At 57.4% G+C, this 17,334-nt stretch carries 15 protein-coding genes and 2 tRNA genes; 1 reads left to right on the top strand and 16 read right to left on the bottom strand.

Going from position 1 to position 17,334, the window contains the following annotated elements; translation table 11 throughout:
* Nucleotides 1–29: 29 nt before the first annotated feature.
* From rimP to rlmE, 9 genes are all read right to left on the bottom strand, one after another.
* The gene (gene rimP, locus ACA059_RS03945) at nt 30–488 is read right to left on the bottom strand and encodes a ribosome maturation factor RimP (protein WP_010463487.1); all 459 of its coding nucleotides are present in this window, start codon (nt 486–488) and stop codon (nt 30–32) included.
* A 138-nt stretch (nt 489–626) separates the two neighbouring features.
* Nucleotides 627–703 (bottom strand) — tRNA-Met (locus tag ACA059_RS03940).
* A 96-nt stretch (nt 704–799) separates the two neighbouring features.
* A tRNA-Leu gene (locus ACA059_RS03935) sits at nt 800–885 on the bottom strand.
* A 22-nt stretch (nt 886–907) separates the two neighbouring features.
* The gene (secG, locus tag ACA059_RS03930; RefSeq protein ID WP_017336473.1) at nt 908–1,291 is read right to left on the bottom strand and encodes a preprotein translocase subunit SecG; all 384 of its coding nucleotides are present in this window, start codon (nt 1,289–1,291) and stop codon (nt 908–910) included.
* Between the two features lie 4 nt (nt 1,292–1,295).
* Complete coding sequence (gene tpiA, locus ACA059_RS03925) at nt 1,296–2,051, bottom strand: triose-phosphate isomerase (RefSeq protein ID WP_497632806.1); 756 nt, start codon at nt 2,049–2,051, stop codon at nt 1,296–1,298.
* Between the two features lie 66 nt (nt 2,052–2,117).
* Nucleotides 2,118–3,455 carry a phosphoglucosamine mutase gene (gene glmM / locus ACA059_RS03920; protein ID WP_497632805.1) on the bottom strand — a complete coding sequence of 446 codons (1,338 nt, stop codon included), beginning with the start codon at nt 3,453–3,455 and terminating at the stop codon, nt 2,118–2,120.
* A 16-nt stretch (nt 3,456–3,471) separates the two neighbouring features.
* Nucleotides 3,472–4,323 (bottom strand): dihydropteroate synthase, encoded by an 852-nt coding sequence (gene folP / locus ACA059_RS03915; RefSeq protein WP_497632804.1) that lies wholly within the window; start codon nt 4,321–4,323, stop codon nt 3,472–3,474.
* Nucleotides 4,324–4,331: 8 nt separating this feature from the next.
* Nucleotides 4,332–6,242 carry an ATP-dependent zinc metalloprotease FtsH gene (gene ftsH, locus ACA059_RS03910; RefSeq protein ID WP_033053619.1) on the bottom strand — a complete coding sequence of 637 codons (1,911 nt, stop codon included), beginning with the start codon at nt 6,240–6,242 and terminating at the stop codon, nt 4,332–4,334.
* A gap of 202 nt (nt 6,243–6,444) precedes the next feature.
* The gene (rlmE, locus tag ACA059_RS03905; protein WP_020299918.1) at nt 6,445–7,074 is read right to left on the bottom strand and encodes a 23S rRNA (uridine(2552)-2'-O)-methyltransferase RlmE; all 630 of its coding nucleotides are present in this window, start codon (nt 7,072–7,074) and stop codon (nt 6,445–6,447) included.
* Between the two features lie 105 nt (nt 7,075–7,179).
* Between rlmE and ACA059_RS03900 the strand changes: the two genes are divergently transcribed.
* Entirely contained in the window at nt 7,180–7,488 is a 309-nt protein-coding gene (locus ACA059_RS03900; RefSeq protein ID WP_008005472.1) for a YhbY family RNA-binding protein, read from the top strand.
* A gap of 9 nt (nt 7,489–7,497) precedes the next feature.
* On the opposite strand, the gene ACA059_RS03895 is transcribed toward ACA059_RS03900, so the two are convergent.
* The 7 genes from ACA059_RS03895 to dnaK all read right to left on the bottom strand — a co-directional run bounded on the left by ACA059_RS03895 (nt 7,498) and on the right by dnaK (nt 17,294).
* Nucleotides 7,498–7,902 carry an MFS transporter gene (locus ACA059_RS03895; RefSeq protein WP_192410116.1) on the bottom strand — a complete coding sequence of 135 codons (405 nt, stop codon included), beginning with the start codon at nt 7,900–7,902 and terminating at the stop codon, nt 7,498–7,500.
* A 28-nt stretch (nt 7,903–7,930) separates the two neighbouring features.
* Nucleotides 7,931–8,407 carry a transcription elongation factor GreA gene (gene greA, locus ACA059_RS03890; RefSeq protein ID WP_046045786.1) on the bottom strand — a complete coding sequence of 159 codons (477 nt, stop codon included), beginning with the start codon at nt 8,405–8,407 and terminating at the stop codon, nt 7,931–7,933.
* Nucleotides 8,404–11,625, bottom strand: a complete 3,222-nt coding sequence (gene carB, locus ACA059_RS03885; protein ID WP_140681651.1) for a carbamoyl-phosphate synthase large subunit — start codon at nt 11,623–11,625, stop codon at nt 8,404–8,406. Before carB ends, greA begins: the two co-directional genes overlap by 4 nt.
* 118 nt (nt 11,626–11,743) lie before the next feature.
* Nucleotides 11,744–12,880, bottom strand: coding sequence for a glutamine-hydrolyzing carbamoyl-phosphate synthase small subunit (gene carA, locus ACA059_RS03880; protein WP_309676570.1), 1,137 nt, complete (start codon nt 12,878–12,880; stop codon nt 11,744–11,746).
* A 259-nt stretch (nt 12,881–13,139) separates the two neighbouring features.
* The gene (dapB, locus tag ACA059_RS03875; RefSeq protein WP_129438614.1) at nt 13,140–13,946 is read right to left on the bottom strand and encodes a 4-hydroxy-tetrahydrodipicolinate reductase; all 807 of its coding nucleotides are present in this window, start codon (nt 13,944–13,946) and stop codon (nt 13,140–13,142) included.
* A 9-nt stretch (nt 13,947–13,955) separates the two neighbouring features.
* On the bottom strand, nt 13,956–15,080 hold the full coding sequence (dnaJ, locus tag ACA059_RS03870; RefSeq protein WP_123365213.1) for a molecular chaperone DnaJ: 1,125 nt from the start codon (nt 15,078–15,080) through the stop codon (nt 13,956–13,958).
* 297 nt (nt 15,081–15,377) lie between these two features.
* Nucleotides 15,378–17,294 (bottom strand): molecular chaperone DnaK, encoded by a 1,917-nt coding sequence (gene dnaK / locus ACA059_RS03865; RefSeq protein ID WP_008149038.1) that lies wholly within the window; start codon nt 17,292–17,294, stop codon nt 15,378–15,380.
* Between the last annotated feature and the right edge of the window lie 40 nt (nt 17,295–17,334).

Genomic DNA, 17,334 nt, shown 5'->3' with positions numbered 1-17,334 from the left:
CAAGCCATTGGATCCGCGGGATCCGCGTCTCAGTCAAAACTGGGAATAATGTTGGCCTTGTCGATCATATCGATCGGCAACAGGAACTCATGGTCTTCTACCTGCACCACGACGTCCTGCTCTTCTACACCGCGCAGAAGGCCCTGAAAGTTGCGTCGGCCTTCAAAAGGCGAGCGCAGCTTGATCTTCACTTGTTCACCGGCAAATTTTGCAAACTGCTCAATAGTGAACAGCGGGCGTTCCATGCCAGGCGAGGAAACTTCAAGGGTGTATTCAACGGCGATTGGATCTTCAACATCCAGAACACCGCTGATCTGACGGCTGACAATGGCACAATCGTCCACCAGCACGCCGCCCTCTTTATCGATATAAACGCGCAACATTGAGTGGCGACCTTGAGCCGAAAACTCAATACCCCAGCATTCATAGCCTAGGGCCACGACCACCGGGGCCAGCAAGGCCTGCAACTCTTCTAGCTTGCTCGACACCTGAACCCCCTCGTGCATGTATGTGCATGCTGTGCAAAATAAAAAAATGGGCGAAACGCCCATCCTTGAAACGCCGTCGAACAGCGGCGTTGAAAGTGTCCAGCTAACAAAAAGCCCCTTAAAAGGGGCTCCTTAAACTGGTTGCGGGGGCCGGATTTGAACCGACGACCTTCGGGTTATGAGCCCGACGAGCTACCAGACTGCTCCACCCCGCGACAAAGCTGGGGCGGAAGTATACGACCGATCCCTGACAGGGTCAATGTAACCTTCCACCTACAAGAAAGCCCGCAACAGCGGGCTCTCCTGATAATTGGTACCGAGAAGGGGACTCGAACCCCTACACCCTATGGGCACAACCACCTCAAGGTTGCGTGTCTACCAATTCCACCACCTCGGCAATACTACGCTTGAAACCCTTCTTACTTTTGCTCTTGAGCTGGAGGCACGTCAGTCGCTGGAGTAGCCGACTTTTGCTCTTGAAGCACCGGGACATCATCAGAAGCCGGTTGTTGCTTTGGAACTTCCAACACTGCCGGGTTTGGCAAACCTACTTGAGTCAGCTGGTGAGCTTTCTCTTTAGCAAAGTAACCTAACCCTAAGCTGGTTATGAAGAAACCGGCGGCAAGTATAGCAGTAAACTTACTAAGAAAGGTAGAGGAACCTTGGCTTCCGAACACAGTATTTGAAGCACCTGCTCCGAAAGACGCGCCAGCATCCGCACCTTTACCCTGCTGCAGCAATACCAGAGCAACTACGCCCAATGCACCCAGCAGATGAAAAACGACTACGACTGTTTCCAGCATTTTTTCAGTTTCCCGCGGCGCGACAAATCGCACCGAACTCATCTGCATTCAGGGAAGCCCCACCAATGAGCCCCCCATCGATATCCGGCATGCCGAACAGTTCGACCGCATTGGCCGCCTTCACGCTGCCGCCGTATAGAAGCCGCACACCTTGTGCGACCTCAGAATTCTCTGCCGCCAACTGAGCGCGAATGGCTGCATGCACATCCTGCGCCTGTTGCGGTGAAGCAGTCAGCCCGGTACCAATGGCCCAGACCGGCTCGTAAGCGATTACTGCCTTTGCAAAAGCACCAACACCGAGCTCCTCTATGATACTGCCTAGCTGACGCCCGACAACCTCAAGAGTTTTTCCAGCTTCGCGCTCTTCAAGGGTTTCCCCTACGCACAACACCGGAATCAAGCCACATGCCTGTGCCGCTGCGAACTTGCGAATCAGCATTCCGTCCTGCTCACCCATTATCTGGCGGCGCTCGGAGTGCCCGACAAGCACAAAAGAACAGCCTGCATCCACCAACTGACTCGGCGCAACTTCACCGGTCAACGCACCTTGCATGGATTCCACCGCAGAGTTCTGCGCGCCGACCGAAATCGACTTATCCTTCAAGCCATCAATCACTTGATTGATATGCAAGCAAGACGGGAATACCGCTACATCAACATCGCTCGGCAAGGCCAGATGACGAAGGCCATTGATCAGCTCAGCGACGCTGGCGCGGGTACCGTGCATCTTCCAGTTACCAGCTACCATAGGGCGACGCATGCTGTACCTCGTCGGTCAAAGTGGGCGCAGATGTTACCCAACACAATCATGACTGGCAAGCCGAATTCAGGCAGAAACTTCAGTAACCAGTTTTGCCAGCTCTTCGGCGTAGCCGCGAACCTGTGTTTCGTCCTCGCCTTCGACCATGACTCGCACCAGCGGCTCCGTCCCGGACTTGCGCAACAGCACGCGCCCACGACCAGCCATGGCCTGGGTAACGCGCTCGCTGGCCTCTTTGACGGATGGATGATCAAGAGGGCTCGCACCACCGCCGAATCGTACATTGATCAGCACCTGAGGGCACTTGCGCAACGCCTGACGCGATTGCGCCAACCCCTCGGAGCGGGTCTTCAGCGCCATCAATACCTGCAACGCAGCAATGATCGCGTCGCCGGTGGTGGTGTGGTCGAAGCAGACAATGTGCCCCGAATTTTCACCACCCACCTGCCAATCGCGCTCCAGCAACTCGGAGATTACGTAACGGTCGCCAACATTGGCCCGCACAAAAGGAATCGCCAGATCCGCCAGGGCCAACTCCAACCCCAGGTTACTCATCAGCGTACCGACCACACCACCCTGCAACTTGCCCTGCTCATGCAGGTCGCGAGCAATGATGAACAGCAACTCATCACCGTCGACGACAGTACCGGTATGATCAACCATCTGAACCCGGTCACCATCACCGTCAAAGGCGATACCCAAATCAGCATGCTCGGCCAATACAGCAGCTTGCAGCGGCTCCATATGGGTCGAACCGCAATTTTCATTGATGTTCAGGCCGTTTGGATGAGCAGAAAGTACAACGACATCGGCTCCCAGCTCACGGAATACACTCGGAGCCACCTTGTAGGTCGCACCGTGGGCGCAGTCGATCACGATCTTCAGACCCGCGAAGCTGGTGCCGGTCGGGACGCTGCTTTTGCAGAATTCGATATAGCGGCCTGAAGCATCGTTGATGCGCGATACCTTGCCGATCTTGCTCGATTCAACCACCGTCATCGGGGTGTCGAGCAACTCTTCGATCATATGCTCGACTTCATCAGGAAGCTTGGTGCCCTTCCCGGAGAAAAACTTGATGCCATTGTCATCGTGAGGGTTGTGCGAGGCACTGATCACAATGCCCGCTTCGGCCTGGAAGGTACGCGTCAGGTAGGCGATGGCCGGTGTCGGCATCGGGCCCAGAAGCATGACATCAGCACCTGCCGAAGTAAGTCCGGCCTCAAGCGCAGATTCGAACATATAGCCGGAGATCCGAGTGTCCTTGCCCACCAATACCTTGCAGGCGCCCATTTTGCGGAACGCCATACCAGCAGCCCAGCCGAGCTTGAGCATGAAGTCAGGAGTAATCGGATATTCGCCGACCCGACCACGAATGCCGTCGGTACCAAAGTATTTCTTTGTCATAAGTACTCCATCATTCTTATTCGGCTGATTCCACTGCAGCGATCATCCGCACCACATCGACGGTTTCGGCCACATCATGGACGCGCAATATACGCGCCCCCTTGACCGAAGCCAGCGCTGCGAGCGCCAGACCACCATACAGACGCTCGCCAACCGGACGATTCAACGCCTGGCCTATCATGCTCTTTCGAGAAACCCCGACTAACAAGGGCCGCCCCAAGGCACGCAGGGCCTCCATATGCTTGAACAAGCTTAGATTATGCTGCAAGGTTTTTGCGAAGCCAAAGCCCGGATCAAGGATGATCCGGTCCGCTGTAATTCCTACCGACGCACACTGAGCCATGCGCTCGGCGAGAAACTCGCCCACCTCTTTCGTGACGTCCTGATACTGCGGATTGTCCTGCATGTCGCCCGGCTCACCGAGCATATGCATCAGACAGACTGGCAGGCCAGTGGCCGCAGCCGCATCCAGAGCGCCATCGCGCCGCAGAGAGCGCACGTCATTGATCAACCCCGCACCAAGTCGTGCGGCTTCGCGCATCACAGCTGGCGTGGAAGTGTCGACCGAGATAATGACATCCAGCTCGCGGTGTATTCGCTCGACGACCGGAGCTACGCGCTCAAGCTCTTCCAGCGGTGAAACCACCCTGGCACCCGGCCGGGTCGATTCGCCACCGACATCAATCAACGTCGCGCCGGCCGCCACCATAGCCTCAGCGTGGCGCAAGGCCGCATCGAGCTGGCTATATTGGCCACCATCAGAGAAGGAATCGGGAGTGACATTGAGAATACCCATGACGTGCGTCAGGGCTAAATCAAGAACCCGATTGCCGCAAGGCAACCGGGTCGAGGACTGAACAGAAGTCATTTCAAACCTTAAACGTCAGCAGCCGGACCGCCGATCGGTGTTTCCGGACGCGGATCCTGTGCCACCGGAGGAGTTCCGGAGGTACCGGTGCCGCCTGACCAGTCGCGAGGTTCACGAGGCGTACGACCCGCCATGATGTCGTCGATCTGATCAGCATCGATCGTTTCGTACTTCATCAAGGCATCAGCCATGGCGTCGAGCTTGTCACGGTTATCAGTGAGAATCTGCTTGGCCGTGCCGTAGCACTGATCAATGATGCTGCGCACTTCGGAGTCGATCAACTTGGCCGTCTCACCGGAGAAGCTTGCACCCTGACCGCCACCGCCGCGACCGAGGAACACTTCGCCCTCTTCTTCTGCGTACATCAACGGGCCGAGTTTTTCCGACAAGCCCCACTTGGTTACCATGTTCCGTGCGATCTGGCTGGCACGCATGATGTCGTTTGACGCACCGGTGGTGACGCCATCGAAGCCCAAGGTCATCTCTTCAGCAATACGGCCTCCGTACAACGAGCAGATCTGACTGATCAATGCACGCTTGGACAGGCTGTAGCGATCTTCTTCCGGCAGAAACATGGTCACACCCAGCGCACGACCGCGCGGGATGATCGACACCTTGTAGACCGGGTCATGCTCAGGCACGACGCGCCCAACAATAGCGTGACCTGCCTCGTGGTAAGCGGTGTTCTGCTTCTCTTTTTCGGACATGACCATGGATTTGCGCTCGGCGCCCATCATGATCTTGTCTTTGGCCAATTCGAACTCTTTCATTTCGACGATGCGCTTGCCGGCACGGGCCGCGAACAACGACGCTTCGTTCACCAGGTTAGCCAGGTCGGCACCAGAGAAACCAGGGGTACCACGAGCGATCACGGCCGGAGCGACGTCGTCACCCATTGGCACTTTTCGCATGTGAACCTTGAGAATCTGCTCGCGACCACGGATATCCGGCAGACCGACGACAACCTGACGGTCGAAACGACCCGGACGCAGCAACGCAGGGTCCAGTACGTCCGGACGGTTGGTTGCCGCGATGACGATAATGCCGTCATTCATTTCGAAGCCGTCCATCTCTACCAGCAACTGGTTGAGAGTCTGCTCGCGCTCATCGTGACCGCCACCCATCCCCGCGCCACGATGACGACCGACGGCGTCGATTTCATCGATGAAGATGATGCATGGCGCGTGCTTCTTGGCCTGCTCGAACATGTCACGAACACGGCTGGCGCCGACACCCACAAACATTTCGACAAAATCGGAACCGGAGATGGTGAAGAACGGTACTTTTGCTTCACCGGCAATCGCTTTGGCGAGCAACGTTTTACCGGTACCTGGAGGCCCCACCATCAGCACGCCGCGTGGAATGCGGCCGCCCAGACGCTGGAACTTGCCCGGATCACGCAGGAACTCGACCAACTCGCCGACTTCTTCCTTCGCTTCGTCGCAACCGGCAACGTCACCCAAGGTGGTTTTCACCTGATCTTCGGAGAGCAGCCGCGCCTTGCTCTTGCCGAAGCTCATTGGCCCGCCCTTTCCACCGGCGCCGCCCTGCATCTGCCGCATGAAGAACATGAACACGGCGATGATCACCAGGATCGGGAAGCTTGCGACCAGGAGCTGAGTCCAGATGCTTTGCTGTTCAGGCTGCTTGCCTTCGACTACGACATGATTGTCCACGAGGTCGCCGATCAGACCGTTGTCCTGGATTGCCGGACGAATGGTCTTGAAGCTGTCGCCATCGTTGCGTTTGCCGGTAATCACGTAGCCGTCAACCGCTACGCGCTCGACCTTTCCATCCTTGACCTGCTGGATGAAGTCGGAATAGTTGAGGGTCTGCGGCTCGTTAGGGCTGGAGAAGTTGTTCATCACTGTCACCAGGACAGCCGCGATGATCAACCACAGGATCAGATTCTTTGCCATATCGTTCAATTAACTACCCTCTGAAGCAAGCTCCGCTAATGGCGCGCGCTTCGCATGATATTCACCGGCCTAACTTACTACATTACCTACGGCTCTGGCAGGCGCCGTCTGTAACCCTTTGTGAAACACTTTCTACACAATATTCGCTAATGCTCACGGGGCGAAATACGAAAATCCTATCGACCCGCTAAAAAACCTCGATTTACTCACTACGGCCGCGGTAGCCCCAAGCCAGCATGTATTGCTCGCGGGAACTGCCACGGGAAGAGTCCGGCTTGATCATCTGGACCTTGTCGAATTTCTGACGAGCGTCCTTCACATAAGCATCAAACCCTTCGCCCTGAAACACCTTGATCACGAAATTACCACCCGGCTTGAGTATCCGAGCCGCCAGATCAAGAGCCAGCTCACATAGAAACATGGCTTTCGGCATGTCCACCTCAGGCGTACCACTCATATTGGGGGCCATATCGGAAATCACAAGGTCCACCTGCGAATTACCAACGGCTTCAAGGATCTGAGCGAGCACGTCGTCCCGGGTGAAGTCACCCTGGATGAAAGTCACGTCCGGAATGCTGTCCATTTCCAGGATGTCCGAGGCGATCAGACGCCCCTGACCACCGATCAGCCGACTAGTGACCTGCGACCAGCCGCCGGGCGCCGCTCCCAGGTCGACAACACTCATACCTGGACGGATCAGTTTGTATTTCTCCTGGACCTCCAGAAGCTTGTAACTCGCACGCGAGCGGTAACCATCCTTCTGCGCCTGCTTCACATAGGGATCATTGACATGTCTTTGCAGCCACTTAAGGCTTGTCTTGGAACGGGCCACGGGCCACCTCGAAAATAAAACGGGTCGTGATTAACTGGGCGGTCCCGGACTCGCTCGGGTAAACTGGCCGCCGCTTTTTACAAGATCAGACGCAGGGGTCAGATTATGCCGCTCACTCAAGAGCAGAAGAAACAGTACAAATCCATTGGCCACCATCTGAAACCAGTTTTGACTGTGGCTGACAACGGTTTGACTGAAGGTGTGTTAGCCGAACTTGAACGCGCTTTGGCGGATCACGAGCTGATTAAAATCAAGCTCAACATCCTCGATCGCGAGTCGCGCCTGGCGAACATTGCAGAACTGTGCAAGGTCGGCAAAGCGGACCTGGTTCAGGTCATCGGCAAGATGGCACTGATTTACCGCAAGAACTTCAGCGTCAACAAGCAGCTGTCGAACGTCCATCGCTTCAAGTGATGACAAGGGTCAAGGGTGTGCTTCGCGCACCCTCCCACTCCATCCAGGCACCGGCTGCAACACCAGCACCAGCCCGGAAAAGCCCAGAACAAGATAGCTGAACACTTGCCAACGCACGGCATCCGGCCAGCCAATACGCACCGCGACATACATCGCACACGCATACAGCGCCATCATCAGCAGTTGCCCACGAATATCGCGCCATAGACTGGCAAGGCCCTCGGCCTGAACCAGCACCAAAGCCTGAAAAATCACACACGCTGCGGCGAACCCCACCATCAGCGCATCAAGCATGCCTGCGATTTCGTCGATCAGCAGCGGTGCCAGGCCAATCCTGCCCAGCACCGGCAGCAGACCGATGTGCAATAGCCACAGACCGCCAACCCACAACATCTGAGTCAGCTGCCAAAGCATGGCGCCCGCACGTAGCGGGCGCCTGCGCTTAGATGTGGCGAACTTCGACAATCTCGTACTCGATAACGCCGCCAGGCGTTTTCACGGCAACCACATCACCCTCTTCCTTGGCAATCAAGGCGCGGGCCAATGGCGAGCCGACCGAAATCTTGCCGAGCTTGAAGTCAGCCTCATCCTCACCAACGATGTGGTAAGTGACGCTTTCATCCGTCTCGACGTTGGCGATTTCAACGGTGGTACCGAAGATCACTTTGCCGGTGTGAGGAATGGTCGTGACATCAATGATCACCGCGTTTTGCATGCGGCCTTCGATGTCGCGGATCCGCGCCTCGACCATACCTTGCTGCTCACGAGCAGCGTGGTATTCGGCGTTTTCCTTCAAGTCACCCAACTCGCGGGCCGTACCGATGTCCTGGCTGAGCTTCGGACGGACGACCTTGGTCAGGTGAGCGTGTTCTTCTTCCAGGGCTTTAGCGCCCTTGACGGTCATTGGGTATTTGATCATGCCTTCAATCCTGCGTGTAGATCCTGCAAGCGGCGCACGGTCTTCTCGGGACCGAACTTCAGCGCTTCGCAGATAGCTTCGCCAGCAGCAATGGTAGTGGTGCAGTAAATCTTGTGCTGCAAGGCATTACGACGAATGGAGTACGAATCAGCGATCGACTGACGACCTTCGGTGGTGTTGATGATCAGGGTGACTTCGTCATTCTTGATCATGTCGACCACGTGCGGACGACCCTCGGTCACTTTGTTCACACGACGCACTTTCAGGCCTGCGGCTTCGATCAGCTTGGCAGTACCGGCAGTGGCGACCACTTCGAAGCCCAAGTTGATCAGATCACGGGCCACGCCTGCAACCAGAGGCTTGTCATCGTCACGCACGCTGATGAATGCAGTACCGCCGGTCGGCAGCACTTCGCTGGCGCCCATCTGGGCCTTGGCGAACGCTTCGCCGAAGGTGTCGCCCACGCCCATCACTTCACCGGTGGACTTCATCTCAGGGCCCAGGATCGGGTCCACACCAGGGAATTTGGCGAATGGGAACACCGCCTCTTTCACACTGTAGAAGTTCGGAATGATTTCTTTGGTGAAGCCGATTTCCTTCAGGGTTTTACCGGCCATTACGCGAGCCGCGATCATGGCCAGGGAAACACCGATGCACTTGGACACGAACGGTACAGTACGGGAAGCGCGCGGGTTGACTTCGATGACGTAGATGTCTTCGCCTTGCAGCGCCAACTGAACGTTCATCAGGCCGACAACGCCCAGCTCCAGGGCCATTTTCTTGACCTGTTCGCGCATCTCGTCCTGGATGTGTGCAGGCAGCGAGTACGGCGGCAGGGAACACGCGGAGTCACCGGAGTGAACGCCGGCCTGCTCGATGTGCTGCATGATCGCGCCGATCACCACGTCGGTGCCGTCGCAGACCGCATCCACATCCATTTCGATGGCACAGTTGAGGAAGTGGTCGAGCAGCACCGGGCTGTCGTTGGACACTTTCACCGCATCGCGCAGGTAGCGCTTGAGCTCTTCTTCTTCGTAAACGATTTCCATCGCGCGGCCGCCCAGTACGTAGGACGGACGAACGACCAGCGGGTAACCGATCTTGCTGGCCGCACGAATCGCTTCGTCTTCGCTGCGCACGGTGGCGTTTGGCGGCTGACGCAGGTTCAGGCGCTCAACCATTTGCTGGAAGCGCTCACGGTCTTCGGCACGGTCAATAGCGTCAGGGCTGGTGCCGATGATCGGCACGCCGGCTTCTTCCAGGGCACGAGCCAGTTTCAGTGGAGTTTGGCCGCCGTACTGGACGATCACGCCTTTCGGCTTCTCGACGCGGACGATTTCCAGTACGTCTTCCAGGGTCACTGGTTCGAAGTACAGACGATCGGAGGTGTCGTAGTCGGTGGAAACGGTTTCCGGGTTGCAGTTGACCATGATGGTCTCGTAACCGTCTTCGCGCAGGGCCAGCGCCGCGTGTACACAGCAGTAGTCGAACTCGATGCCCTGGCCGATACGGTTTGGACCGCCGCCGAGGATCATGATCTTGTCGCGGCCCGACGGCGCAGCTTCACACTCTTCCTCGTACGTCGAGTAGAGGTAAGCGGTGTCGGTGGCGAACTCGGCCGCGCAGGTGTCAACGCGCTTGTAGACCGGGAAGATCTCCAGCTTGTGACGGTGGCGACGCAGAGCCTTCTCGGTTACGCCCAGCAGCTTGGCCAGACGCATGTCGGAGAAGCCTTTGCGCTTGAGGCGAAACATCAAGTCGCGGTCGATGCTGGCCAGACCCAGGGTCTTGACCTTCTCTTCTTCCTTGATCAGATCTTCGATCTGCACCAGGAACCACGGGTCGATCATGTTCATGCCGAAGATGTCTTCGACCGACAGGCCGGCACGGAAGGCGTCAGCCACGTACCAGATACGCTCGGCACCCGGCACGGTCAGTTCGCGCTTGAGGACGCTCATGCTTTCCGGGTTGCTCAGGTCGAGCTTCTCGTCCAGACCGCAAACGCCCACTTCCAGACCGCGCAGGGCTTTCTGCAGAGATTCCTGGAAGGTCCGGCCGATGGCCATGACTTCACCGACCGACTTCATTTGAGTGGTCAGGCGTGCGTCGGCTTTCGGGAATTTTTCGAAGGCGAAGCGTGGCAGCTTGGTCACGACGTAGTCGATGGACGGCTCGAAGGATGCCGGAGTAGCGCCGCCGGTGATTTCGTTCTGCAGCTCGTCCAGGGTGTAGCCGATCGCCAGCTTGGCGGCGATACGCGCAATCGGGAAACCAGTGGCTTTCGAGGCCAGTGCCGAAGAGCGGGATACACGCGGGTTCATCTCGATCACGACCATACGGCCAGTGTCGGGGCAGATGCCAAACTGAACATTGGAGCCGCCGGTTTCCACGCCGATCTCACGCAGTACCGCCAACGAGGCGTTACGCATGATCTGGTATTCCTTGTCCGTCAGAGTCTGTGCTGGCGCAACAGTGATCGAGTCACCGGTGTGCACGCCCATCGGGTCAAAGTTTTCGATCGAGCAGACGATGATGCAGTTGTCCTTCTTATCGCGGACAACCTCCATCTCGTACTCTTTCCAGCCGATCAGGGATTCGTCGATCAGCAGCTCTTTGGTCGGCGACAGGTCGAGACCGCGAGCGCAGATTTCTTCGAACTCTTCGCGGTTGTAAGCAATACCTCCACCAGTGCCGCCCATGGTGAAGGACGGACGGATGATGCACGGGAAGCCAAGCTTCTCGAGGACCACGTTGGCCTCTTCCATGCTGTGGGCGATACCCGAACGCGGGCAGTCGAGGCCGATGGATTTCATCGCCTTGTCGAAGCGCGAACGGTCTTCAGCCTTGTCGATGGTGTCAGCGTTGGCGCCGATCATCTCTACGCCGAACTTCTCCAGAACGCCTTCGCGCTCCAGATCCAGTGCGCAGTTCAGAGCGGTCTGGCCACCCATGGTCGGCAGCAGCGCGTCCGGACGCTCTTTCTCGATGATCTTGGCAACGGTCTGCCACTTGATCGGCTCGATGTACGTGGCGTCAGCCATGTCCGGATCGGTCATGATGGTCGCTGGGTTGGAGTTCACCAGGATGACGCGGTAACCCTCTTCGCGCAGGGCTTTACAGGCCTGGGCGCCGGAGTAGTCGAATTCGCAGGCCTGGCCGATCACGATCGGGCCAGCGCCGAGAATCAGGATGCTTTTAATGTCTGTACGTTTTGGCATGGGTTTGTCACTCAAATCCGCAGGTCAGTCGGCAAGCCGTCTTGTTCAATCTTGAAGACCTGAGGGGGCCACCGTGAGTCGGGACCGCCCTCAAGCTTTGCTACATCAAGGCGAGCGATTAGCGTCGCTTGGCCATTTCGTTGATGAAGCGATCGAACAGTGGTGCTACGTCGTTCGGGCCAGGGCTGGCTTCAGGGTGACCCTGGAAGCTGAAGGCGCTCTTGTCGGTACGCTCGATACCTTGCAGGGTGCCGTCGAACAGCGATTTGTGGATCGCCCGGACGTTGGCTGGCAGGGTCGCTTCGTCTACCGCAAAACCGTGGTTCTGGCTGGTGATCATTACAACACCGGTATCCAGATCCTGGACCGGGTGGTTGGCACCGTGGTGACCGTGACCCATTTTCAGGGTCTTGGCACCGGAGGCCAGGGCCAGCAGTTGGTGACCAAGGCAGATACCGAAGACCGGAATTTCGGTTTCCAGCACATCTTTGATCGCCTGGATTGCGTAGTCGCAAGGCTCCGGGTCACCAGGGCCGTTGGACAGGAACACGCCGTCCGGCTTCAATGCCAGCGCTTCAGCCGCTGGTGTCTGCGCCGGCACCACGGTCACGCGGCAACCGCGCTCGACCAGCATGCGCAGGATATTCAGTTTGACGCCGTAGTCGTAGGCAACCACGTGGTATGGCAGCTCGGAGGCTTCGATAGTCGCGTGGCTGTCGGTTTTCAAATCCCAGACAGTCGAGCGCCACTCGTACTTCTCTTTGGTGCTGACGACTTTCGCCAGGTCCATGCCTTTGAGGCCAGGGAAACCCTGAGCGGCGGCGATGGCGGCTTCTTCGGAGATGTTGTCACCGGCCATGATGCAGCCGTTCTGCGCCCCTTTTTCACGCAGGATGCGTGTCAGGCGGCGAGTGTCGATACCGGCGATTGCCACAACGTTGTTGGCTTTCAGGTAGTCGGACAGAGACATCGTGTTACGCCAGTTGCTCGCAACCAGTGGCAGGTCACGGATAACCAGACCCGCGGACCAGACGCGGTCGGACTCGGCGTCTTCCGGCGTGGTGCCGGTGTTGCCGATGTGCGGGTAAGTCAGGGTAACAATCTGTTGGGCGTAGGAAGGATCGGTAAGGATTTCCTGATAGCCGGTCATTGCGGTGTTGAACACCACCTCACCAACGGTTTGACCGTCGGCTCCAATGGCTTCGCCGCGAAAAATGCTGCCATCAGCAAGGGCGAGTATGGCTGGCTTAGTCAAGAAGACCTCCCGTAAATAAAGCCTGAAAGGGCGATCGCAGGTTGTAAAAAAGCGGAGTGACGTATGGACACGTCACCCCGCTTCTTCACCGAATAATTCTGCGCGCTTTTAGTGGACACACTAAAGCTGTAGCTTACAGAAAAAGGCATTTTTGGTCTACCGCCAATGAGCCTTAAAGGCCGGGGAATGCGACAGGACGTCGCTTGGCGTAATAAAACCGGGCCCAAACACTGTGCTGGAACCCGGTTTCGGGCGCATCTTAACGCAGATCGAGCACGTCTTGCATGTCGTAAAGACCCGGCTCACGACCGTCCAGCCACAACGCAGCACGTACCGCGCCCTTGGCGAAGGTCATGCGACTGGAAGCTTTATGCGTGATCTCCAGTCGCTCACCCTCACAGGCGAACAGAACCGTATGATCGCCGACTACATCACCACCGCGAACAGTGGCAAAGCCGATCGTTTCACGCTCGCGAGCACCGGTATGGCCTTCACGGCCATACACCGCAACCTTCTGCAGATCACGATCCAGGGCACTCGCGATGACTTCGCCCATGCGCAGAGCCGTACCTGAAGGCGCATCGATCTTGTGCCGATGATGAGCCTCGATGATCTCGATATCCGCGTCATCACCCAGCACACGAGCAGCCATGTCGAGCAGCTTCAGCGACAGGTTCACACCGACACTGAAATTGGCTGCGAACACGATCGGAATATCCTTGCCGGCCTCGGCCAGCAGCTGCTTCTGCGCGGCGTCCAGCCCTGTCGTGCCGATCACCATGGCCTTGCCCGCCTTACGGCAGAACGCCAGGTTTTTCAGCATGACTTCCGGGAGCGTGAAGTCGATCAGCACGTCGAACTCATCAGCCACCGCGTCCAGATTGCCGGACAGTGGAACGCCGATACGCCCCAGCGAGGCCAGTTCACCAGCATCCACGCCAATCAGCGTGCTGCCGGGGCGTACGATGGCTGCCGTCAGCCCGGTCAGCGGCGCGCGCTGCTGAACCGCCTCGACCAGAATCTTGCCCATGCGCCCGGCAGCGCCCATCACAGCTATACGTCGCATGCCGACTCCTTACAAATCGCCGAAGAAGCGCTTCACGCCTTCGAACCAGCCAGTGGTTTTAGGCGAATGGCTGTTGTCATCCGCCAGCGAGCTACGGAACTCTTCCAGCAGTTCGCGCTGACGACGTCCCAGATTGACAGGGGTTTCGACCGCCACTCGGCACATCAAGTCACCAGCACCGCCGCCGCGCACTGGCGCAACGCCTTTGCCGCGAACACGGAACTGCTTGCCGGTCTGAGTCCCTTCAGGGATTTTCAGTTTGACGCGGCCATCAAGGGTCGGAATCTCCAGCTCACCACCCAGCGCAGCATCGACAAAGCTGATTGGCACTTCGCAGAACAGGTGCTTGCCATCGCGCTGGAAGATCGCGTGCTCACGCACGTTGATCACCACGTACAGGTCGCCAGTCGGACCACCCTGAGCACCCGCCTCGCCTTCGCCGGACAGACGAATGCGGTCACCGGTATCGACACCGGCCGGCACTTTCACCGAGAGGGTTTTGTACTCTTCGACACGGCCTTGACCGTCGCACGAGTCGCACGGATCGGAAATGATCTTGCCCTGGCCATGGCAGCGCGGGCATGTCTGCTGCACCGAGAAAAAGCCCTGCTGCATACGGACTTGACCGATACCGCCGCACGTCGGGCAAGTGATCGGCGAGGAGCCTTTCTTGGCACCCGAACCGTCGCACGGCTTGCAGTTGACCAATGTCGGAACACGGATATTCACGGTCGTACCGCGCACCGCTTCTTCCAGATTCAGTTCCAGGGTGTAACGCAGATCGCTGCCGCGCTGAGCGCCGCCACGAGCACCGCCGCGACCGCCGCCGAAGAAGTCACTGAAGACATCACCAAAGATGTCGGAGAAGTTCTGACCGCCAAATCCGGCACCGCCGCCACCCATGCTTGGGTCGACACCGGCATGACCGTACTGGTCGTACGCCGCGCGTTTGCTGGAATCGGACAGGACTTCGTAGGCCTCGTTGGCCTCCTTGAACATATCTTCCGACGCTTTGTCATCGGGATTACGGTCCGGGTGGTGCTTCATCGCCAGGCGACGGTAGGCCTTTTTCAGGTCTGCTTCGCTTGAGCCACGCTCAACACCCAATACTTCGTAATAGTCACGCTTTGCCATAAGTCTTTGCACTCTTAAGGACGTCCGGCAAACCTCTCCTGAGCCTTGCCAAACTCGTTGAGCCCCAATACAGGCCCGGACCCAACTCACGTCAATTCAACGATCCTGGTCTTTGATTCAATGCGGTACTTTCGGCTCGAAAAGCAGGAGCATTCCCGGCCATACCGCCAACACACGAGCCTTGTCGCATGCTGTAAAAATTCGCTAACTCCAGACACGCCAACGCGGGAGCAAGCCCCCGCGCGGCGACATCCTACCAGTCACTGCCTAAAGGCAGTCAACCGGCCGACCAACAACTTACTTGTGGTCTTTGACTTCTTCGAACTCAGCGTCGACGACGTCGTCAGCCTTCTCAGCCGATTCGCCTTGCGGTGCAGCACCTTCAGCAGGTTGAGCCTGCTCGGCGTACATCTTCTGCGCCACCGGAGCGGAGACTTTCGACAGCTCTTCAACCTTGGCTTCGATCGCGGCCTTGTCGTCGCCTTTGACAGCGGCTTCCAGCGCAACAACAGCAGCTTCGATTGCAGTCTTCTCTTCAGCAGTCACTTTATCGCCAGCGTCTGCGACCATTTTGCGAGTCGAGTGAACCAGCGCATCGCCCTGGTTGCGAGCGGTTGCCAGCTCTTCGAACTGGCGATCTGCGTCGACGTTGGCTTCAGCATCGCGAATCATCTGCTGAATCTCTTCCTCGGACAGACCGGAGTTGGCCTTGATCACGATCGACTGGGTCTTGCCGGTAGCCTTGTCTTTGGCGCCTACGTGCAGAATGCCGTTGGCGTCGATGTCGAAGGTCACTTCAATTTGTGGCACGCCACGTGGTGCTGGTGGAATCTCGGCCAGGTCGAACTTGCCCAAAGACTTGTTCTGAGCGGCTTGCTTACGCTCACCTTGCAGCACGTGAATGGTCACTGCGCCCTGGTTGTCGTCGGCAGTCGAGAACACTTGCGATTTCTTGGTAGGAATCGTGGTGTTTTTCTCGATCAGCGCGGTCATCACGCCACCCATGGTTTCGATACCCAGAGTCAGCGGGCTAACGTCCAGCAGCAGAACGTCTTTCACGTCACCAGCCAATACTGCGCCCTGGATAGCAGCACCCATGGCAACCGCTTCGTCCGGGTTCACATCTTTACGCGCTTCTTTACCGAAGAACTCGGTCACCAGCTTCTGAACCAGTGGCATACGGGTCTGACCGCCGACCAGGATCACGTCGTTGATGGCGCCAATGTCGATGCCAGAGTCTTTCAGAGCGATGCGGCAAGGTTCGATGGTGCGTTGAACCAGATCTTCTACCAGCGCTTCGAGCTTGGCGCGGGAGATCTTCACATTCAAGTGCTTAGGACCGGTGGCGTCTGCAGTGATGTACGGCAGGTTCACGTCGGTCGAATTGCTCGAAGACAGTTCGATCTTGGCTTTTTCAGCGGCTTCTTTCAGGCGCTGCATGGCCAGCGGGTCACCTTTAAGGTTCATGCCGCTTTCTTTCTTGAATTCGTCGACGAGGTAGTCGATCAGACGAATGTCAAAGTCTTCACCGCCCAGGAACGTGTCACCGTTGGTGGCCAGTACTTCGAACTGGTGCTCGCCATCGACTTCAGCGATTTCGATCACGGAAACGTCGAAAGTACCGCCGCCCAAGTCGTAAACGATCACGGTGTGATCGCCCTTCGCCTTGTCCATGCCGTAAGCCAGAGCGGCTGCGGTTGGTTCGTTGATGATACGTTTTACGTCCAGGCCCGCAATGCGGCCGGCGTCTTTGGTGGCTTGACGCTGGCTGTCGTTGAAGTAGGCCGGAACGGTGATTACCGCTTCAGTCACTGGCTCGCCGAGGTAGTCTTCGGCGGTCTTCTTCATTTTCTTCAGAATTTCAGCGGAGATTTGTGGCGGCGACATTTTCTGGCCGTTCACTTCAACCCACGCATCGCCGTTATCAGCCTTGGCGATTTTGTACGGGACCATCTTGATGTCTTTCTGTACGACTTCTTCGTCGAACTTACGACCGATCAGACGCTTCACCGCATACAGGGTGTTGTGCGGATTGGTCACAGCCTGACGCTTGGCCGATTGACCAACGAGGATTTCACCATCGTTGGCGTAAGCGATGATCGACGGCGTGGTACGCGTGCCTTCAGCGTTTTCAATAACTTTGGCTACGCCGTTTTCAAGCACGGAGACGCAGGAGTTGGTAGTCCCCAGGTCGATACCGATAATTTTGCCCATGTTCACTCTCCCGAAACTTTGGATTTGGTTGCCGCAGCAG

This window comes from Pseudomonas sp. LBUM1647 (assembly GCF_059716175.1).
Note: the sequence above shows the minus strand (reverse complement) of the source record. Positions and strands in the feature narration are given on the sequence as shown.